Origin of the sequence: Enhydrobacter aerosaccus, assembly GCF_900167455.1 — a bacterium.
Taxonomy (GTDB): Bacteria; Pseudomonadota; Alphaproteobacteria; order Reyranellales; family Reyranellaceae; genus Reyranella; species Reyranella aerosaccus.
Genome location: NZ_FUWJ01000004.1, coordinates 213744 through 235174, shown reverse-complemented (window position 1 = coordinate 235174; position 21431 = coordinate 213744). Strand labels below are relative to the sequence as shown.

17 protein-coding genes are annotated in these 21431 nt (G+C 62.6%); 4 read left to right on the top strand and 13 right to left on the bottom strand.

Going from position 1 to position 21431, the window contains the following annotated elements:
- Positions 1-31: 31 nt before the first annotated feature.
- The 5 genes from B5D62_RS18370 to B5D62_RS18350 all read right to left on the bottom strand — a co-directional run bounded on the left by B5D62_RS18370 (position 32) and on the right by B5D62_RS18350 (position 6510).
- Positions 32-637, bottom strand: a complete 606-nt coding sequence (locus B5D62_RS18370) for a hypothetical protein (protein ID WP_085935370.1) — start codon at positions 635-637, stop codon at positions 32-34.
- A 1-nt stretch (position 638) separates the two neighbouring features.
- Entirely contained in the window at positions 639-1412 is a 774-nt protein-coding gene (locus tag B5D62_RS18365) for a universal stress protein (protein ID WP_170921008.1), read from the bottom strand.
- Positions 1413-1545: 133 nt separating this feature from the next.
- The gene (locus B5D62_RS18360; protein ID WP_085935368.1) at positions 1546-2670 is read right to left on the bottom strand and encodes an ABC transporter permease; all 1125 of its coding nucleotides are present in this window, start codon (positions 2668-2670) and stop codon (positions 1546-1548) included.
- A 4-nt stretch (positions 2671-2674) separates the two neighbouring features.
- Entirely contained in the window at positions 2675-5416 is a 2742-nt protein-coding gene (gene rbbA, locus B5D62_RS18355) for a ribosome-associated ATPase/putative transporter RbbA (RefSeq protein ID WP_139373961.1), read from the bottom strand.
- Positions 5417-5418: 2 nt separating this feature from the next.
- A complete protein-coding gene (locus B5D62_RS18350) occupies positions 5419-6510 on the bottom strand; it encodes an HlyD family secretion protein (protein WP_085935367.1) in 1092 nt (363 codons plus the stop codon).
- A 225-nt stretch (positions 6511-6735) separates the two neighbouring features.
- On the opposite strand from B5D62_RS18350, the gene B5D62_RS18345 reads away from it, so the two are divergent.
- From B5D62_RS18345 to B5D62_RS18330, 4 genes are all read left to right on the top strand, one after another.
- Positions 6736-7692 (top strand): phosphate acetyltransferase, encoded by a 957-nt coding sequence (locus B5D62_RS18345; RefSeq protein ID WP_085935455.1) that lies wholly within the window; start codon positions 6736-6738, stop codon positions 7690-7692.
- 3 nt (positions 7693-7695) lie between these two features.
- Positions 7696-8874 (top strand): acetate/propionate family kinase, encoded by a 1179-nt coding sequence (locus tag B5D62_RS18340; protein WP_085935366.1) that lies wholly within the window; start codon positions 7696-7698, stop codon positions 8872-8874.
- A gap of 46 nt (positions 8875-8920) precedes the next feature.
- On the top strand, positions 8921-11311 hold the full coding sequence (locus B5D62_RS18335; protein WP_218191143.1) for a phosphoketolase family protein: 2391 nt from the start codon (positions 8921-8923) through the stop codon (positions 11309-11311).
- A 71-nt stretch (positions 11312-11382) separates the two neighbouring features.
- Positions 11383-12255 (top strand): universal stress protein, encoded by an 873-nt coding sequence (locus tag B5D62_RS18330; RefSeq protein WP_170921007.1) that lies wholly within the window; start codon positions 11383-11385, stop codon positions 12253-12255.
- A gap of 9 nt (positions 12256-12264) precedes the next feature.
- Here B5D62_RS18330 and B5D62_RS18325 read toward each other — a convergent pair whose 3' ends face one another.
- From B5D62_RS18325 to B5D62_RS18290, 8 genes are all read right to left on the bottom strand, one after another.
- Entirely contained in the window at positions 12265-13248 is a 984-nt protein-coding gene (locus B5D62_RS18325; RefSeq protein WP_085935364.1) for a zinc-dependent alcohol dehydrogenase family protein, read from the bottom strand.
- A gap of 48 nt (positions 13249-13296) precedes the next feature.
- Complete coding sequence (locus B5D62_RS18320) at positions 13297-13992, bottom strand: CBS domain-containing protein (protein ID WP_085935363.1); 696 nt, start codon at positions 13990-13992, stop codon at positions 13297-13299.
- 33 nt (positions 13993-14025) lie between these two features.
- Positions 14026-14730: a cyclic nucleotide-binding domain-containing protein gene (locus tag B5D62_RS18315; protein WP_218191125.1), complete on the bottom strand. Its 705-nt coding sequence runs from the start codon at positions 14728-14730 to the stop codon at positions 14026-14028.
- A gap of 83 nt (positions 14731-14813) precedes the next feature.
- The gene (locus B5D62_RS18310; protein WP_218191124.1) at positions 14814-15935 is read right to left on the bottom strand and encodes an SbmA/BacA-like family transporter; all 1122 of its coding nucleotides are present in this window, start codon (positions 15933-15935) and stop codon (positions 14814-14816) included.
- On the bottom strand, positions 15932-16906 hold the full coding sequence (gene glk, locus B5D62_RS18305; protein ID WP_085935361.1) for a glucokinase: 975 nt from the start codon (positions 16904-16906) through the stop codon (positions 15932-15934). The genes B5D62_RS18310 and glk overlap by 4 nt, the downstream gene beginning before the upstream one ends.
- Positions 16903-18276 carry a GH1 family beta-glucosidase gene (locus B5D62_RS18300; RefSeq protein WP_085935360.1) on the bottom strand — a complete coding sequence of 458 codons (1374 nt, stop codon included), beginning with the start codon at positions 18274-18276 and terminating at the stop codon, positions 16903-16905. The genes glk and B5D62_RS18300 overlap by 4 nt, the downstream gene beginning before the upstream one ends.
- Positions 18277-18430: 154 nt before the next feature.
- A complete protein-coding gene (locus B5D62_RS18295; protein WP_218191123.1) occupies positions 18431-20764 on the bottom strand; it encodes an HAD-IC family P-type ATPase in 2334 nt (777 codons plus the stop codon).
- Between the two features lie 143 nt (positions 20765-20907).
- A complete protein-coding gene (locus B5D62_RS18290; RefSeq protein ID WP_170921006.1) occupies positions 20908-21402 on the bottom strand; it encodes an Hsp20/alpha crystallin family protein in 495 nt (164 codons plus the stop codon).
- Positions 21403-21431 lie beyond the last annotated feature (29 nt).

Sequence of the window (21431 nt, the reverse complement as noted above, 5' to 3'; positions counted from 1 at the left end):
AGGAACGGGCGGGCCGAGACATCGTCCGAGCCTACGGCGATACGATGTTGCAGGACACGGAATCGACGAAGACTTCGCTTCCCGGTCCCGATACGACGATGCCAACGCGCGTGCCAGCCGCCACGATGGGCAGGCTGATGCGCGTGTTCTGCACGAGATTGCCGCCATTGGTGAAACCGCAGCCGATCACGGGTGAAAGGCCATTGGCGGAGTTATTCTGCAGATAAAGAACCGCCTGCCACCGTCCCCCCGGCTGAACGTTCAAAGAAACATTGTCCAGCGTCACCAGTGGCACAGTCGCCCCGGCCGTGACGGGAACCGTGCCGACCTGTCGGATCTGGGGCAGTTCATCGACGGTCTGGCCGGGATTGACAGTCTGGCCCGAGGGATTGAAGGCGCGATCTTGTGGCGAGAGGGGTTTGTCATCCTTGCCGACATTCTCCGGCGTCCAGACCTGACCAGTCTTGGGATCCCGAAACTCCGGACCGGTAACTGTGGCGGAGGGAATGGCCGTTACCGGGGCGCTCCCTGTTTGCGCGACAGCATCCGCTGTGATTGCAACGGCGAATAACACCGATACGGCGCACGCCGCCGAGGTGATGTGTCTGGACATGATCTCCTGCCAATCGTTCGACAACTCAGTGCGCCATGAGCACGGGCACCGTCATGCTTCGTAGCAAGGTGCGGCTCACGCCGCCCAGCACCATTTCGCGCACACGAGTGTGGCCGTACACGCCCATGACGATCAGGTCGGCATCGAGATCGGCCGCGCGCGACAGCACCAGATCGCCGATATCGACGTCACCAGCGGCCTCGTCGGATGGCGCGGCCTTGACGCCGTGACGGCCCAGCCATTCACATGCCGCCTTCACATCCGTTTCGTCATCCTCTTCCTGGCCGGATCGAAAGGCGAGCACGGTCACCTTCTTCGCCGTCTTGAGGACAGGAAGCGCATCGGAAGCAGCGCGGGCGGATTCGCGACTGCTGTTCCAGCACAGCAGGACGTTCTCGCCAATCGGTTGGCGGATCTCCACATAGGGCACAACCAGGGTGGGCCGCCCGGAAGAAAGAGCGACGACTTCCGGCAGATCGGGCGGCGTCGAGCCAGGCATCTCGGGACTGGCCTGGCCGAGCACGGTAAGATCGGCGCAACGGGCACGTCTGGCCACAACCCTGTCCACGGCTCCATCGAGAGTCTGACTTTCAACAACGATGCCCCGGCCTTGAGTCGCCGCCGTGAATGCTTCCAGGGCTGCCTTCTGGTCGGAAGCCGTGGTGTCTTCATAGATCTTGAAAAGCTCGTCCATCACGAAGCTGCCATCGAAATAGGCCGGGGGCTGGAAAGGCGCCCGGACATGCAAGCCGACCAAGTGACTGCCAAATCTGACAGCCAGGTTGGTGGCGACAGCCACGCGCTGCGCGATCGATTTGTCGGCGTCGCAATGGACCACGATGGTCTTGAATGTCATCCGGTTCTCCTTCGCCCACGGTGTTCAAATACCGCTCGGGGGTCCCGGCGGCGTTGAGGCAAATCAAGCGGCTTCGTCAGCTTCCCTGTGTTGCAACACTGCGGTAACGCAGCAATCCCAGCGCCAGAAAGAGTGCGCCCATCAGCCCAACCTCCAGAAAGTTGGTCCAGACCACGTCGAAGCCCGCGCCACGATAGAGGATCGCCTGGGCGAACGACACGAAATAGGTGGTCGGCGACACCTGCACGATCGTCCGCAAGAATGCCGGCATGCTTTCCAGCGGCGTGTTACTGCCGGAGAGCATGTTCAATGGGATCGCCACCAGCATGTAAAGGAGCCCGAGCTGCGGCATCGTGCGGGCTATGGTGGCCAGAAACACGCCGACCGAAGTCGCGAAGAAAAGATAGATCACGACGCCGCACATGAAGAGCGGAATAGACCCAGCTATCGGCACCGCCAGCAGGTGCCGCACGACCAGGGTGAGCGAGAGCCCGGCGGCAATCGCGATTACGGCCGCGTTGCCCAGCACCTTCGCCATGGCAATCTCGAACGGACTCACCGGCATTACCAGAAGATGATCCATGGTGCCGTGTTCGCGTTCGCGGACGACCGCCGCCCCGGCCAGAATGATGGCGAGCATCGTCACATTGTTGATGATGCCCATGACACTGACGAACCAGGACGTCGTGACATTGGGATTGAACGCGATGCGCACTGCCAGATTGACGGCGGGCACGGTCGCGAAGCCATGCCGGGACACGAAATCGGCCACTTCGTCGGCAATGATCTCCTGGGCGTATCCCGCCCCGATACCGGCCTGCATCATTGCCGTCGCATCCACCGCCACCTGCAGCGCCGGCCTCCGTCCCGCCAGCACATCGCGCTCGAAATTCGGCGGGATATCGATGACGAAGGTGTAGCGACCGATATTCATCAGATGATCGACATCACGCTCGGCAATCGGCTCTGCCGACTTGAAATAGGGCGGCAGGAAGGCGCGCGTGATGCGCCGCGACAGCTCCGAATGATCTTCGTCCACCACACCAAGCGATGCATTGTGCAGTTCCTGGGCATTGCTCTGCGCCTGGGCAATGATCGCCAGCGAGAAAGAATAGATCACCAGCCCCAGCAGCACCCAGTCGCGAAAGAAGCTGCGCAGCTCCTTGACGGAAAGCCAGAAGATGGTGGAAAGCGATCGCACGGCTCTACTTCTCCTGCGGCCGCAGCAGCACAAGCCCGAGCAGCGTCAGCGCCGGCACGAAGGCAGCGAGCGACAGAAGATGCATCGACAGATCCGCGAACCCCAGTCCCTTGGTGAAGGTGCCGACGCTGATCGGCAGGAAATAGGTCATCGGGAAAAAGCGTCCCATGACGGCCGCCAGTCCGGTGAGGGACGATACCGGCACCATCATGCCCGCGAACATGGTCGCCGGCAGGACGGTCATGATGGTCGTGCCGAACAAGGCGGCAATCTGCGTGCTGGTGAAGGCGGATATGACGCGTCCGTAGGCCGTCGTCGCGATGACGTAGACGAAGGCGCCCAGCAACAGCATGAGAAAGCTGCCTTTCAGGGGAACGTCGAAGACGAACAACGCCATCAGGAACATGATGGCGAAGTTCAACATCGCCAGCGCGACATACGGGATCTGCTTGCCCAGCAGGAATTCGAGACGGGTCACCGGCGTGACATAGAGGTTGATGATCGAGCCGAGTTCCTTCTCGCGCACGATCGCCAGCGCCATGAGAATCGCCGGAATCAGCGCGAGCTGGAGGGCGAGTTGCGACGGCACCATCGCATAGATGCTGTCGAAATTTTGATTGTAGCGGAACCTGACGGCGACATCGGCGGGCAGTGCGGTCGACCCGTCGCCGAGGTGACCGCGAATGGCGAGGTCGTCGAGATACTGCTGGTGCATGCTCACCAGATAGCCGCGGATCGTCTCGGCGCGGAAAGGCATGGACCCGTCGATCCAGGCCGCGATTTCGACAGGCCGCCCTCGTCTCAGGTCGCGTCCAAAGCCGGGCGGAATCTCGATCGTCGCCGTGACTTTCCCGCCGCGGAGCCGCTGTAGTTCATCCCGTTGGTCGCGAAGCGGCGCCTCCTCGGCGAAATAACGAGATCCCCGCAGCTCGCTGAGATAAGCCCGGCTCTCGAAGGTATTGTCGCGATCGAGGAAAGCGATGGTCAGCGAATTCACATCGGTGGTGATGCCAAAGCCGAAAATCAGCATCAGGAAAGCCGTGCCGCCCAGGGCAAAGGCCAGACGGATCGGGTCACGCAGCAGTTCGAGCGTCTCGCGGATGGCGTAGGCCAGCATGCGCCGGGTACTGAAGAGCGAAGAGTTCACGGCTGGCGGAGCCGCTGAGTTGGCCGCATCCAGACCTACCGCCTCATCGACAACCAGCGCCCGCCCATCCGACTCTTCGAGGAAGTCGATGAATGCATCTTCAAGCGTCGCCGTCTTTCTGGCGCGGACAAGGCCATCCGGCGTATCCGTCGCCAGCACGCGCCCCGCATCCATCAACGAGATACGATCGCAACGAGCCGCCTCGTTCATGAAATGCGTGGAGACAAAGATCGTGACGCCCTGGTTGCGCGACAGGTCGATCAGGAGTTCCCAGAACGCATCCCGGGCCATTGGATCGACCCCCGATGTCGGCTCGTCCAGGATCAGCAGATCGGGGCGATGAACGACAGCGACCGCCAATGACAGACGCTGGCGGATGCCCAGCGGCAGATCGGCGGCCAGTTGGTCGACATGCCCCTTCAGGCCGAAACGAGCGATGAGATCAATGATCCGCTGCTTCGCGTCCGCCGCCGGCAAATGGAACAGGCGAGCATGCAGATCGAGGTTCTGCCGTACCGTCAGCTCGGAATAGAGCGAGAAAGACTGAGACATGTAGCCGACGCGCATGCGCGAGCGCATGTCGTTGGCATCGACTGCGCGGCCGAACAGCGTCGCACTGCCTTCGCTGGCCGGCAGCAACCCGGTCAGCATCTTCATCGTGGTCGTCTTGCCGCAGCCATTCGATCCCACAAATCCGAAAATTTCGCCCCGTTGGATATCGAAGCTCACATGATCGACTGCCGTGAAATCACCGAAACGACGGGTGAGGTCGTGCGCCACGATGACAGATTCGTGGTCGTATTTCGTACGCGGCGGGATCTGCAGGGCCTTGTGACCCGACTTCATCTCATCGGGCAGCAACGCGACGAAGGCGGCCTCGATCGTTTCCGTTCCCGCCTTCGACTTCAGAGCCTCGGGCGATCCTGTTGCCAGAATGGCGCCGGCATTCATGGCCACCAGCCAGTCGAACCGCTCCGCCTCCTCCATGTAGGCGGTGGCAACGACAACGCTCATGCCCTTGCGACGGGCGCGCATGCGATCGATCAGTTCCCAGAACTGGCGGCGCGAGAGCGGATCGACGCCGGTGGTCGGCTCGTCGAGGATCAGCAGATCTGGATCGTGGATCAGCGAGCAGCACAGGCTGAGTTTCTGCCGCATGCCGCCCGAGAGCTTCTTTGCCGGACGATCCGCAAAGGCCGCAAGGCCCGTCGCCGCCATCAGTTCGACCGAACGTCGTTGGCGCTCGCGACGGGAATGGCCGAACAGACGGCCAAAGAAGTCGATATTTTCGCGAACGCTGAGATCCGGGTAGAGATTCTTCCCCAAACCCTGAGGCATGAAGGCGATGCGAGGACAGACGGCCTGGCGATGCCGGACGTCGGCCATATCGCCGCCCAGAACCTCGACCGCGCCATCCTGTATCTGCTTCGCGCCGGCCACGAGGCCCAGCAAGGTCGACTTGCCGACGCCGTCCGGTCCGATCAGCCCCACCATCCGACCGGACGGGATCTCCAGGTTGATGCCGGCGAGTGCCACGCCGGCACCGTACCGATGGCGCAAGCCAACCAGACGAGCGACAGGGCCGTCCATGGCATCCATTGTCAGGGTTGGCCCTGCAGGCTCTCTGGCCATTGTGCGTCCGTCCGGAAGCGGACATAGGCCAACCCGGGCAAGCCGCTTCGCACATCCTTGGCATGGGCCTTGAGACGGCCGGGGTCGATGCGCACCCTCACCCTGAACATGAGCTTTTCACGTTCCGTCTGTGTTTCCACCATTTTCGGCGTGAATTGAGCCTGGGGCGAAACGAACGTCACCTTGGCTGGAATTGGATATTCCGGGTAGGCATCCAGCACGATGCGGGCATCGTCGCCCAGCTTCACCCGGCCGGCGGTCAGGGTCGGCAAGTAGATGTCCATGTACACGTAGGACACATCCAGCATCGTGAAGACTTTGCCGCCCGCAGGCAGCACCTCCCCGATATTGGCAACGCGATATTCGATACGGCCATCCTTGGGAGCGACCAGCGTATTGTCGGCGATATTGACCTTGTACAGTCCCACATCGTGCAATCCCGCCTCGAGCGCGTGTTCAGCCTGGTCGACCCTGGCCTGCGCGGCGACCTCGGCCGCGCGCGACGTGTTGAGTTGCTGCACGCGCTGATCGTACAGCTCCTTCGTGGCCCATCCGTTCTTCAGGAGGGCGGCTACCCGCTCCATTTCCTGCGTCGCAAGCACGGTCTGGCTCTGCATTTGCTTCAGGAACGCCTTGGCCTCGTTGACGGCTTTCTCCGCCTGAGACACTTGGGCCTGCGCCTTCTGCAGGGACTGCTGGATGTCACGGGTGTCCATGACGGCAAGCACCTGTCCCGCACTGACCATATCGCCTTCATCGACCCGTAACTCGGCGATACGGCCGGCAAACTTGGTGGCGATATCGATCGGATCGGCCTCTATCCGACCATTTCCGAAGGCGATTCCCTCAGGCAGTGGCGGAGGACGGTGCAACCACCAGTAGGCACCCCCGCCGGCGCCTCCCCCCATCAGCAGCAGGATGACCAGGATGCGTAACCATCTGCGCATCGACCGGTGCGGCGGAGGCTCCGGAACGGGAACAGGCAACTGGGCCGTGCCGTTCGACGCCACGGCCCGGGCCGTTGCGGCCGAGTCCGTTTCGACACGGCTCGTGTCGCTCATCTGCCGCTCCTGTCTCTTTGCTGGGCTGGTGTTTGATCAGCAAAACCTAGCGCCGGCCGCTCCCACCGAGCTTGACGCAGATCAACTGGCATCACGCACCGGTGCCTCGCTCGCATCAAATATACGTCAGCACTCGACGCGGTTGTCATGCAACCGGGCGCTCCTGCAACGAGTTTGACGCAGGTCAAGGGCATAAGCATGTCGCATGCTCAATGTGGCCAGACCATGAGTGAACCACGTCCCCACGAAAAATACGATGCCCTCATCTATGCCTGCCACGCTCTCGCACCCGTGCGCACCGTTGTCGCCCATCCGTGCGACGAGACCTCGCTAAGAGGTGCGGCAGAAGCTGCAGCGGCGAAGATCATCAAGCCGATCCTGGTCGGCCCGGTCGATCGGATCAAAGCGTTGGCCGCTCAATTCGAGATCGACATCGACGGCCTGCAGCTTGTCGCCGCGCCGCATAGCCACGCTTCGGCAAAGACGGCGGTCGAACTGATCTGCGCCGGCGAGGCCGATGCGCTGATGAAAGGCAGCCTTCATACCGACGAACTGATGGCGGCTGTGGTCCGCAGCGATACCGGCATCCGCACCGCTCGGCGTATCAGTCATGTCTTCGTCATGGATGTTCCCACCTATCCGAAGCCGCTGTTCATCACCGACGCTGCCGTGAACATCGCACCGACACTCGAGGACAAGGTCGATATCGTTCAGAATGCCATCGACCTCGCGCTCGCGCTGCGCATCGAGGAGCCGAAGGTGGCGATTCTGTCGGCTGTCGAGACAGTCACATCGAAGATACCATCGACTATTCATGCGGCAGCCCTGTGCAAGATGGCCGAGCGCGGCCAGATCAAAGGCGGAATCCTCGACGGGCCGCTCGCCCTCGACAACGCAATCAGCCGTGAGGCAGCAGCAATGAAGCAGATCAAGTCGCCGGTTGCCGGTGATGCCGATATCCTGCTGGTGCCCGATCTCGAGGCCGGCAATATGCTAGCCAAGGAACTCACGTTCCTTGCCAATGCCGATGCCGCCGGCGTCGTGCTGGGCGCACGGGTGCCCATTATCCTGACAAGCCGGGCGGACAATGTCCGGACGCGAATGGCAAGCTGCGCGGTGGCGGCGCTTTATGCCCACGCGCAACGTCTGGCCGTGGGTGACGTTGGCAAGCTGGCCGGGTGATCCATGCGCAATCCGATCCTGATCCTCAACGCGGGGTCATCGAGTCTCAAGTTCTCGGTGTTCGAGACCGAGGAGGATGGTTCTCTTGGCGCCGGCGTACATGGCCAAGTTGAAGGGATCGGCGTTGCGCCGAAGCTGCATATCCGCGGGCCCAACGGCGAAAGGCTGGTCGACAGCACCGTTTCCGGTCGAGGACATGAAGGGGCCATTGCCGCGATCGGTGAGTGGTTCCGGGCGCATGTCGGACGCGACGCCAGTTTCGACGGCGTCGGTCATCGCGTGGTCCATGGCGGCATGACCTACAGCAAGCCGGTCCTCATTGATGACGCGGTGATCCGCGAGTTGGAGACGTTCATCCCCCTGGCGCCGCTGCATCAGCCGCACAATCTCGCCGCCATACGCGCGGTTCGGGAGAGAGCGCCGACGATCCGGCAGGTGGCCTGCTTCGATACCGCCTTCCATGCCGGCCAGGCCAACGTGGCACGCGACTACGCGCTGCCGCGCAGCCTCACGGAGAAGGGTATTCGCCGCTACGGCTTTCACGGCATCTCCTATGAATACATTCAGTCGGCGGTGGCCGACGTTATCCCCGACTGCGCGAACGGCAAGCTTGTGGTGGCCCATCTGGGGAACGGCGCCAGCATGTGCGCCATCGACAAGGGAATGAGCGTCGCCAGCACCATGGGCTTCACGGCCGTGGATGGCCTGCCGATGGGTACCCGGACGGGTGTCCTCGATCCCGGTGTCGTTCTCTATCTCCTTCAGCACGAAGGCATGGACGCGAAGGCGATCGAGCGCTTGCTGTATCAGCAATCGGGGCTGCTTGGCGTTTCCGGCATTTCCTCCGACATGCGGGCTCTGCTCGCCAGCACGGCCAGCGGTGCCAAGGAAGCCGTCGATCTGTTCGTATATCGCATCGGACGCGAACTGGGCTCGTTGGCAGCGGCGCTGCAAGGACTCGATGCTCTGATCTTCACGGCCGGTATCGGCGAGAATGCCGCGGAGATTCGCGCGCGCGTCTGCAACGATGCACGCTGGCTGGGCATTGAGCTGGACGAGACCGCCAACGCCCGCAACGGTCCGCGGATCTCCAAACCCGGGTCGAAGGTCTCGGCCTGGGTCATTCCAACCGACGAGAACCTCATGATCGCCCGCCACACGCGCCACCTGCTCAACGGATAGGGTGGCGCTTCCGGCACAGAAGGAGATGTCGATGCCGAACGCCACGATGCCGATCGAAACGTCATTGTCATCTCGCGAACTGGAGTTGGTCGATGCGTGGTGGCGGGCTGCGAACTATCTCTCCGTCGGGCAGATCTACCTGCTCGACAATCCGCTCCTGAAGGAACCGCTCGAACTCAAGCACATCAAGCCGCGGCTGCTCGGCCATTGGGGCACCACGCCGGGTCTGAACTTCGTCTACGTCCATCTCAACCGCGCCATAAAGGCGCGCAGCCTCGACATGATCTATATCGCCGGCCCCGGCCACGGCGGCCCTGGTGTCGTCGCCAATGCCTGGCTGGAAGGTACCTACTCCGAAATCTACCCGCATGTGCCGCAGACCGAGGCCGGCATGCAGCGGCTCTTCAAGCAATTCAGTTTCCCCGGTGGAATTCCCAGCCACGCGGCGCCGGAAACGCCGGGGTCGATGCATGAGGGCGGTGAGCTGGGCTACTCCCTGTCCCATGCCTATGGCGCGGTTTTCGACAATCCGAAGCTGATCGCCAGCTGTGTCGTCGGCGACGGTGAAGCAGAAACAGGGCCACTTGCCACCTCATGGCACTCCAACAAGTTCCTCGATCCGGTTACCGATGGCGCCGTCCTGCCGATCCTGCATCTGAACGGATACAAGATCGCCAATCCGACGATCCTGGCCCGCATCGGGTCCGACGAGCTTTGCAGCCTGATCACCGGCTATGGGTATGAGCCTCACATCGTCGAGGGAGACGATCCGAAGATCGTGCATCGCCTCATGGCGTCGACCGTGGATACGGTCCTGGACAAGATCCAGTACATCCAGACCGAGGCCCGGGCCGGACGTATGCAGGGACGGCCGCGCTGGCCGATGATCATCCTCAAGACGCCAAAGGGATGGACAGGGCCGAAGGAGGTCGATGGGCTGCGGACCGAAGGATATTGGCGGTCGCACCAGGTTCCTTTCGCCGAGATGGCGGCCAAGCCGGCGCACGTGAAGCTCCTGGAACACTGGATGAAGAGCTATCGTCCCGAGGAGCTGTTCGACGACCGAGGCGCCTTGAGACCGGAGATCGCTGCCTTGGCACCGTCCGGCGACCTGCGAATGAGCGCCAATCCGCATGCCAACGGTACCCTGCCAATGCGGGAGCTCGATCTACCCGATATCAAGTCGTACGCCATCGAGATCAAGCGGCCTGGAAAGCAGGATGCCGAATCGACGACTGTGTTGGCGGCTTATCTTCGCGACGTGCTCCGCGGCAGCGCGGCCAGCCGCAATTTCCGCCTGTTTGGACCGGACGAAATTGCTTCGAACCGCCTATCTCGCATCTTCGAAGCTACGGACCGCGCCTGGGATGCCGAGCGGCTGTCCTATGACGATCATCTCGCGCCCGAGGGCAGGGCGATGGAAATCCTCTCCGAACATACCTGCCAGGGCTGGCTCGAGGGATACCTTCTGACCGGCCGGCATGGTGTCTTCACCTGCTACGAGGCCTTCATCCACATCGTCGACTCGATGTTCAACCAGCATGCCAAGTGGCTGAAGACGATTCGCGAGATTCCCTGGCGGCGCCCGATACCATCCCTGAACTATCTGCTGACATCACATGTCTGGCGGCAGGACCATAATGGCTTCAGCCATCAGGATCCCGGCTTCATCGACTATGTCTGCAACAAGAAGGCGGAGATCGTCCGGGTCTATCTGCCGCCCGACGCAAATTCCCTCCTCTTCGTGATGGACCACTGCCTGCGCAGCTGGAACCGCGTCAACGTCGTCGTTGCCGGCAAGCAGCCCGCGCCGCAATGGCTGTCGATGGATCAGGCCATCAAGCACTGTTCCAGCGGCATTGGGATCTGGGAATGGGCCAGCAACGATCGAGGCATCGAACCGGACGTCGTCATGGCCTGCGCCGGCGATGTTCCTACCCTTGAGACATTGGCCGCGGTCGACCTTCTGCGTCGGCATCTGCCGGATCTGAAGATCCGCGTCGTGAATGTCGTCGATCTGATGACCTTGCAGCCGCAGACGGATCATCCCCACGGCCTTCCAGACCGGGACTTCGATGCCCTCTTCACGACGAACAAGCCCGTGATCTTCGCGCATCACAGCTATCCGTCGCTGATCCACCGGCTGACCTACCGGCGAACCAACCATGACAACTTCCATGTCCATGGCTATCGCGAGGAAGGCACGACCACGACACCGTTCGACATGGTCGTCCGCAACCGTCTCGACCGCTACCACCTTGCAGCCGACGTCATCGATAGGGTGCCGAAACTCGGCTATGTCGCCGCCTATGCCAAGCAGGCGATTCGCGATCGCCTGACGGAGCACGAAGCCTATATCCGTCAACATGGCGAGGACATGCCCGAGGTCAGGGAGTGGCGCTGGACGCCCGTCGACCCCAATCTCAGCGGCGATTGACGCGAGCTTGACGCACATCAAGGACGCGTGAGCGACGCGGCCCGATGCTGGCGTCGATATCAGGGGCTGCAATGCGTACGATCCTTGTACTGGCAGGCGGACACTCCACCGACAAGCCGGTCTTCGACACCGCCATCGCGGCCGCGAGACCGCTCGCCGCCAATCTCGAGTTCCTGCATGTCAGGATCGGACCGGGCGAAGGCGTCGTCCATATCCCGCACGTCGAGTTCGCCACAGGCGCGGGTCTGCAGACCGTTCTCGACGATCTGGAGAAAAGGAGCATAACGCGTGCCACCGCGGCGCTGCATCATTTCGAGGAGTTGTGCGAGCGCGAGTCCATCGAAATCGCGGTCAGCCCTTCGGACCTCAGACAAGGCACCCTCTCGGCCACCTGGAGTGAAGAGCAGGGAAACGCCACAGCAAAGATCATGCGCTGCGCCCGGCACAACGACCTGATCGTCCTCGGCCGGCATACTCGTAGCAACGGTCTGCCGCCCGATCTGGCGGAGCGCCTGCTTGTCGAAAGCGGCCGACCGCTCCTGATCGTTCCGGCCGAGCGGCGTCGACATCTGCTGGGTACGGTCCTGATCTGCTGGAAGGAAACGGCGACATCGGCCCGAGCCTTGACCGCGGCGCTGCCGCTGCTGGCGGTGAGCAAGCACGTCGTCATCGCCTCCGTGCAGGAAGGATCAGACGGATCCCCGGAGGCTCTCTACCATCTGGCGCAGCGACTCGAATGGGACGGAATTTCCGCCGATGTGAGATGGCTGGCCCAATCCCCTTCGCCAGTTTCCGAAAGGCTCGATATTCTCGCCGACGAGATTGGCGCGGATCTGCTCGTGATGGGCGGCTATGGCCATGGACGGATGCGGGCGATGGTGTTCGGAGGCTGCACGCAGCGCTTTCTGGATCAGTCGAAGCGACCTGTTCTGCTGATGCATTGACAGGGGCACTCAAGGGACCAGGACTGCGGCCCCCTGTAGGCGGCCTGCCTTCAGATCAGCCAAAGCCTCATTGGCGCGCGCCAGCGGATATATGGTCGTGGTCGTGCGTACGCCAGCTTGCGGGGCAAGACGCAGGAATTCGACCGCATCATGCCGGGTAAGATTGGCGACCGACACGAGCTGGCGCTCCTCCCACAACAGCCGATAAGGCATGGGTGGGATATCGCTCATGTGGATGCCACCACAGACGACGCGGCCACCCTTGCGCACGGCCGACAGCGCCGCTGGCACAAGGCTGCCGACGGGAGCGAAGATAATGGCGCAATCGAGCGCAACGGGTGGCAGTTGATCCGATCCGCCGGCCCACACGGCTCCCAGACTGAGCGCAAGATCTTGTGCCGCCCGGTCCCCTGATCTCGTAAAGGCATAGACTTCCCGGCCCTGCCAGCGACAAACCTGCGCGATGATGTGAGCCGCCGCGCCGAAACCATACAGGCCGATCCGCTGCCCCTCGCCGGCGAGACGCAGCGATCGCCAGCCGATCAGGCCCGCGCACATCAGGGGAGCAGTCGCCACCGGGTCCTTGAAGCCATCAAGGGTAAAGGCATAGGCCGCGTCAGCAACGACGTGAGTGGCGAAGCCTCCATCCCGCGTATAGCCGGTGAAGATCGGCCGATCGCAGAGGTTTTCTCGCCCCTCTTCACAATAGGGACAGCATCCGCAGGTGTGGCCAAGCCAGGGAATGCCGACGCGGTCTCCAAGTCTCATAGTCGTGACACCTTCGCCGAGGGCATCGACGCGCCCAACGATCTCGTGGCCAGGCACGATAGGCACTTGGGGATTGGGCAGTTCGCCATCGACGACGTGAAGATCGGTGCGACAGACGGCGCAGGCTTCGACACGGACCCTGATCTCGCCTGCTCCCGGTCGGGGATCAGGCCGCTCTTCCAGCGTCAGGGGCTTGCCGATCTCGTGGAGAACCATTGCCTTCATGCGAGGACTCCGGCATGCCGCCGCCCTCGTTGGGCGTCCGGTCTCTGGTTAGACGCCCATATTCACAGAGGGCGGCACGGTCCGCATGTGATTCTTGACGGACTTCACGCCTGGAACGTTCTCCGCGGCGACACGATAGGCGTTGCGAACTGCGTCACTCTGCACGAAGCCCCATAGATGAACCACGCCGTTGCTGACGACGATATTGGTCGGCCAGGCCGAGGACCATCCGTGCTTGCTCACCGCGTCCGCAACATCGCGCCGAAGCTGCGCATCCGATGGACGTGAACCGCCGCCGTCAGGTTCACGAGACATAAGGGCTTGAAGCAAATTGGCGCGGCTGACGATTCCGACCATCACGCCGTCCTGGACCACCGGCACGCGCTTGATGCCATGCTTGGCCATCAGCTCGGCGATTTCGCCAAGGGTCGCCCCTTCTTCGACAGTCACGACGTTCTTGGTCATGACGTCGCGGACGCGCCGGGAATGGGAACGAACATAGTCGGCAGCCTTCGTGACATCGTCGTCGAGCCAGCGATGCAGCCAGGACTTGTGCGGGGCAGTCTCGATCTCGGCACGGCGGATGAGGTCGGCCTCGGAGACGATTCCGATGACTCGTCCCTTGTCGTCTATGACGGGCAGGGCACTGACATGCTCGCTGGTAAGAATTTCAGCCGCATCGAATACCGAAGCATCCGCCAACACCGACACGACGCCGATGGTCATCACATCCTTGGCCCGCATGATCCCCCCTTATTCGTCTTGTACGTTTCGTCCTTACCCGTTGAGCTGCTGGAGGGCGAGCTTGTCGGTGAGGGTGATGGTGCGTCCGGCGGCGCCGAGCTTGATCAGCCCGTCCCGGACCATCTGCGTCAGGGTGCGCGACACCGTCTCGATCGTCAGGCCGAGATGGTCGGCGATGTCGGTGCGCTGCATCGGCAGGTCCAGCCGGTCGCCCTTGGCCAGGCGGCCCGCCATGTCCATCAGGAAGGTCGCGATCTTTTCCTGCGCCGTCTTGCGGCCCAGCAGCACCATGTGGTCCTGCGCCCGCTCCAGGCTGGTGATCATCGACGTCATCAGCTGGTCCCCGAACGCCGGGTTGTCGTGCAGCAGGTTCGCAAACCGGCCGCGCCGGAACGCCAGCACCACCGTCTCCTCCACCGCCTCGGCCGTGAAGCGGTGCTCCGCCCCGTTCTCCAGCCCGAAGATGTCGCCCGCCAGCTGGAACGCGTCGATCTGCCGGCGCCCGTCGCTCAGCAGCTTGCACACCCGGACCGTCCCGGAAACAACCTGGTAGAAGAAGTCCGCCGCCTCGCCTTCCGCGAACAGCTCCTCGCCCTTGGCGAAGGTCCGGCGCGTCCCGCCCCGATCGTCCGCCAGCGCGGACCGGCCCAACGCGGCACTGCCCTGCATCGCCAGATAACCGGCGGGTATGCGGGCCTGGGGAGCGGCGGTACGGGTCGAAGCGGCGTAGGCTGGCATCGGTCTGTCCCTTTCCAATGATGACGCCTCTTCCCTACGACGGCCTCCAACCCGCCACCATTCAGGTAATGACCTAAGGGGTTCTACGTAGGTTGGGGATCCGGCCGGATTTCCACCGTTTCCGGCTGCATCGAAGCGGAGACCTGACCATCGAGTTCGTCGAACGCCTTCAGCAGGATGCCGACGCGATAGGCCGAGGACAGCCATTCGGCCAAACGCGGATAATTGTCGACCAGCCAGTTGAAGGCCCCTTGGACCGAGACAAACGCCGCTGCCGCCTGCGTGACTTCGCCCAGACTGACGGTGCCGGCCACGTAGTTGGGCGCGCAGAACAGAAGACCGACCACGGGAGCCAGCAGCGTGTTACCGTGTGAGACAAGCGTCGTCCGCATGTGCTGACCACATAGCCGCTTCCATTGATGGATAACTTCGGTCTGGGCGGTCGCCAGGATCGAGGCATCTTCCGGCTGCGGGGCGAGCGTCGCTCGCGTGTTGACGCGCGCCACGACATACTTGAAGTCCGCTTCTGCCTGGTTCTTGTTCTCGATCACCTCGACCATGTTGCGGCCGATGACCATCATGCCGAGCGTTGTCGTGCTCGCATAGACGACGGACGCGATCACGAGATAGCCGGGAACGGCGATGGTCCCTCCCCAGATCCGAATCTCCAGGGCACCACCGACGTTCCACAACACCACGATGAAGACGCTGGCGGCGAGGACAGACGAAAGCAGGCCGACGACCAGATCGATGGGGGCGTCCGTGGCCAGGCGGGCATCCTCCGTGATGCGATATTCCGGATTTTGGCGCTGTCCATTCACGAAGCCGAGCCGTTGATAGCGCTGATCGGCAAGCCACGAAGTAATCAGCTGATGTGTAAGCCAGTCGCGCCACAGGCGCTGGAAGGTCATACGCCCCCATACGGCAATGATCGCCAAGGTAACGCTTGATGCCGCAAGGGCCGCCAGCACCCGCGCCTGGTGCCAGATCTGGCGGCCGTCGCGAGCCTCGAGCGCATTGAAGAAATCCCGATTCCAGAAGTTCAGGCGGTATTGGACGATGAGCTGGAGGATGACGCAGACCGCAAGCATGGCCATCAGCGCCCAGGCTGTCGGTCGGTGCCAGAAGCCACGCGCCGTCTGCCAGAAACGCCGCATCGCTGCCCGGCCGGTCCGATAGCGCGATGCGGGGTCGGTCTCAGTCACGGCGAGGGCTGGCGGCGCACTGCACCTGCCCCTTCTGCAAGGCTCAGTAACCCGATGAAGGCCGGGGTGGGATGCAGGATCACCCGAGTCGGAATGCGGGCCACATATGGCTTGAGCCGGCCCTTCGCCTCGAATTGACTGCGAAAGCTCGAACGGGCCAGGTGGTCGACGAACCGCGGGACGATGCCCCCACCGATAAAAATGCCGCCGAGCGCGCCGAACATCAGCGCCATGTCGCCGGCAACGGCGCCCAGAAAGGCGCAGAACGTGTCGACGGCGGTCCGGCATGCCGGACACGAGCCATTGAAAGCCCCCGTGGTCACCTCGACCGGTGTACGGGCACGGCTCATGCCGCCCTCCAAGGCGACAATGGCGTCATGCAGGTTGCTCAGCCCGGACCCCGACAGGACTCGTTCAGACGAAACCCGGCCGTAGCGACGGCGCAGGAAAGAGATGATTGCCTCGGACTCCTTGTCCATTGGCGCCAAGGCAGCGTGGCCTCCCTCGCTCGGCAATACGCATCGTCCACCCGGTCCGGCAAACAGACAGGCCATGCCCAGCCCTGTTCCCGGCGCGATGATAGCCATCGGGGCACCGGGCACGCTTGTTGCAGGACCGATCAGACGCGTCTGCGACAAGGGCAGATCGGGCAGCCCGGCGGCAACTGCCTCGAGGTCGTTGACGACACGCACCCACGGGATGTTGAAGGCGTGGGCAAGCTCTTCCTCATCGATGATCCAGGGAGCGTTCGTCAGATGGCAACGCCCGCCCTGCACAGGACCTGCCGTTGCGAAGAGCGCTCCGTCGATCCGTTGGCTGCCCCCGTCGGCCTTGATGAAGGCCGCCACCGCTTCGACGACGTTGCGGCGTGCACCGACTTCGGTCGCCCAAGTCGGCCCGATCGTCAGACCGGACGTGAAGGTGAAGCGCGCATAGGTACCGCCGATATCCGCGAGCAGAAGCCGCTTCATGAGACCTCTCGCATCGCCTCGCTGTTGATCAGTCGTGCATACCAGTGCGCCGATTCCTTCGGGATGCGACGCTGCGTTGGATAATCGACATAGACCAGGCCGAAGCGATTGGCATAACCGGCCCCCCATTCGAAGTTGTCGAGCAAGGACCAGACAAAATAGCCATGCACATTGGCTCCCATGCCGACGGCCTCACGCAGGGCGCCAATATAGGCCTTCAGGTAACTAATCCGTTCGTGATCCAGGACCTGACCGCTCTTGTCCGGCGCCTCGTTCGCTCCGGCGCCATTCTCGGTGACGTAGACCGGCAAGCCATAGCGGCGGGAAACTTCGACCAGCAGATCGCGAAAGGCTTCCGGATCGAGTTGCCAACCGATCGGCGAGCGACGCACGGTGGGTGGCGCATCAGCCCAGGCAAATCCGAGCGCGGCGTCGACATCCGCCCGGGCGAAGATCGGCGAATAGTGGTTGACGCCGAACCAATCGATCGGCCGCCGAATGCGATCCAGGTCGCCGGCCTGGATGTAGGGCTCGATGAGCTTGGCCAATGGTTCGGGATAATGGCCGAGCACCTGCGGTTCAGGAAAAACCCTGTTCCAGTAGGCATCGAGCACTCTCGCCGCAGCCGCATCCTCGGGCGAGGAACCGAGGGGCCGTGCCGGTTGCACGTTGTGGATGCAGCCGATTAGCGCCCGAGGCACCTCGGCTCGAATGGCATCGACACCTGCCCCGTGGGCAAGATTGATATGATGGATCGCCTGATGAAGCGCCGCCGGATCCTTCTTGCCGGGAGGATGCCAGGCGAGGCCGTAGCCGAACAAGCTGAAGACAGAAGGCTCGTTGAACGTCACAAAGTGGCGCACGCGGTCACCGTAGCGCTTGGCCACGAGAGCGGCATAAGCGGCATACCAATCGACGATGGCCCGGTTCTGCCAGCCCCCCTCCTCCTGAAGCGCCTGCGGCAGATCCCAATGATAGAGACAGAGCCAGGGCTCGATGCCGACAGCGAGCAGACCATCGATCAGCCGATCGTAAAAACCGAGGCCCGCTTCGTTGGAAATCCCTCGCCCGTCCGGCAAAACCCGCGGCCAGGCGACAGAGAAACGATATGCGCCAACCCCGATGCGATGCATCAAGCCGATATCCTCGCGGTAGCGGTGATAATGATCGCAGGCAATGTCTCCCGTATCACCGTTGGCGACGTGCCCGGGTACTTTCGAGTAGAGATCCCAAATGCTGGGGCGGCGGCCATCGTCTTGGGCCGCGCCTTCGATCTGATAGCTCGACGTCGATACTCCCCAGACGAAGTCTCTCGGCAACCTGGTTCCGGCCACAGGGTTCTCGGGGTCACGCATCGAATTGCCTTCCATCGAAACTCGTCTGCACGCCAATCCACTTTAAGCACGCTGCGCGGCAGATGCGAACAGCCACCATTAGCGCAAGGATGTGACGATCACCGGCCCAGTCGTTGACTTGCATCAACGAAATCCATCGGCTGAACCACTTCGAACCGCGCCGGTCGGACTATGCCATCTGCAATCGTCCGAATATCTCGCATTTGACCAGGTCCAAGACGAAGGCCAGGACCACGGCGGCGGCAAACAGCCCGCCAATGATTCCCAAGGGCAGACTGCTCATGAGAATTCCCCGATTGGCCATGGTCGGGACGATCAAAATGTCCGCAAGCGAGGCGAGAACGACGATCCCGCTCGGCCGGGAAGACCAGATGCGTCCGCGCTCGCGCACGACATAGAACACCGCCTGGCCGTTGAAGACCAACGTTACGAGTGTCAGCGTTTGCAATGCGCCCAGGGACAGGCCGAGCTGGTATTTTCCGAAGGCCAGCACCGCCGAGCAGAAGATCAGATCGAAGAGCCCCAGGATGGCGCCGGCCAATGTCAACCTTCCCACGCGCCAAGTGTTGGGGCGCCGAGACGGCCTCACATTATCGGTCGTTGCCGACATGGCCAGAAAGTCGCCGGTGATCATCGACAGAACCATCATCATCGGCGTCAGCACGGCATGGCGGATCATCACGAGGCCGATTGCGAGAAACAGCACCTGGCGCACCTTGTTGACGATCGAGCGCAGCGTGTAGGTCAATATTCTCTGGAAGGTTATGCGGCCTTCGCGCACCGCCGCGACGATCCCGCCAAGGCCGGGCTCCGTCAGCACGATGCCTGCCGCCGACTTGGCGACGTCGGTTGCGGTGGACACCGCAATCCCGATCTGGGCCTGTCGCAGCGCTGCAGCGTCGTTGGCGCCGTCACCACACATGCCGACGGTATGACCGGCCGCCTGCAGCGCCTTGACGAGATTGAACTTGTCTTCCGGCAGGACGCCAGCGAAGACGGCATAGTCGGACAGCGATGTGCTGCCTGCCGCAATCGGTCCCGGAGGGCGAACAGTTCCGGAAATGCCCACCTGCCGTGCGATGACCTCCGCTGTCAGCGGTGCATCGCCGGTCGCGATGACAACTTCGACGCCAAGGTCCCGAAGTTGGGCAATGCACATCGCGGCGTCCGCCCGCGGTGGATCGCTGAGCGCCAGCAAGCCTGCAAGCTGCATTGCGCCTGCTTGAGCACGAGCGACCGCGAGCACCCGGAAACCCTGCCGCTCGAGGTCGGTGGCCGCTTCGGTCGAGCCGGGACAAGGCTCTGCCAGCGCCGCAACCGTGGCGAAGGCGCCTTTGACGATGCGGATCGCCTTGTCCGTCCCATCCTCGATGGTGGCCTGGGACATTTTGCTGGCAGGATCGAACGGCACGAAATTGAGCAGTCTGCTGCGAAGGGATGGATCTGGCCGGGCAGCCCGCCGGACGGCCTGGTCGACCGGATCCGAGCCGCCTTCCGAACTGGCGAGCGCGCCCAGTTCGGCCACCTGCCGATTATCAAACCCGGGAAAGGCATGAATGGCGACCACCGCCAGTTCGTTGCGCGTAAGGGTCCCGGTCTTGTCCGAGCATAGAAGATCCATCGAGGCCGCTTCATCGACCGCGGAAAGACGCGTCGGAAGCACACCTTGGCCGGCGAGCTTCTGTGCGCCGATAGCCGTCGCCAACGTGAAGGTGGCCGGCAGGGCGACCGGCACAGTCGCCAGGACCGCAATCAGGACAAGCGGAATGAACTCCGTCCCTGGCAGGCCGATCGTCCAGCCGTAGGCGATGAGTGCCGATGCCACCACCGCATTTATGGCCGCCAGATAGGCCACGACCCTGAAAATGGTCCGCTGCTGCGCGCTTGTTACGTAGGCGGTGCGGACCAATTCCGCCGTTCGTCCAAACTTCGTGCGCGCGCCGGTTTGCGTAACAACAGCGATGGCTTCGCCGCGCCGGACAAGAACGCCGGCATAGGTTTCCATGCCGGCCGCACCTTCGACCGGCAGGGACTCGCCGGTGATCGTGGACTGATCGAGCAGCACGCCGCCTGTCAGAAGACGAACATCAGCGGCGATGACATTCCCGAGCGAGAGCTTGAGGACGTCGCCGGGCACGATCTCCGATGCAGGAACGGTTCGCCACTCTCCATTGCGGCGCACGTTGGCGTAAAGGGCCAGCCTCGATTTGAGCGCCTCGACCGTGGCGTGAGCCCGGTTCTCGTGGAACAAGGCCAAGGCAGCGTTGAAGACCAGAAGGACGGCAATGACGCTGGCCTCGATGTATTCGCCGAGGATGAGCTGCAGGGCGATGGCTGCCTCGAGCAGACACGGGATTGGCGCAACGAACTTACCGAGGATGAGCCACAACGGATGAACAGCCACCTCGGGCGTTGCATTCGGCCCAAATTCGGCAAGGCGACGGCCGGCCTCCGTCGTGGTGAGGCCGACGGATGACGTCGATGGAGACTCTTGGTCATTCACGGCGGGTGGAGGCGGTTCGCGATCGAAAAATTCTACGACAAACGGAGCGGGCCACGCTGTCTGCGCGGCCCGCATGTAAAGGAACGACCTCAGGCGGCCGTTCGCCACGATTGAATCTCGCACCGATGCGCAAGATGCGGCTGTCAGCTTGCCTTGATCTCGATCTGCTTGCCCTGCTGGGGCGCATTGGCGGTTTTTGGAATCTCCACCGTCAGAACCCCTTTGACGAAGTGCGCCGCAACGTTGTTGCGATCGGCGTCGTTCGGGAGCGTGAAAGACCGCGTGAAGCTTCCGTAGCTGCGCTCGGAATAATGCGTCTTCTCGTCTGTCCGCTCGACCTTCTTCTCGCCGCTGATGGTCAGTACGTCGCCTTCCACGGTGGCCTTCACGTCCTTCTCGTCGAGACCCGGAAGCTCGACCATGACAGTGTAATGCTTGTCGTTTTCCTTCACTTCCACCTGCGGCATATGCTCGAAGGCCCGCAATGCCCGTGGCGCTTCCGTCATACCGGTCTCAGGCCACTTGAAAGGCCAGCTGCTGCGGAGCAGGCGATTGAAATACTGATCGATATCCATGCCGAGCCACGGGAACGACGGAGCGCTGGGTGGCTGAACGGGCTTGGGAACTTGATTGGCCATTGTCATCTCTCCTGTCCTCGGATTAACGA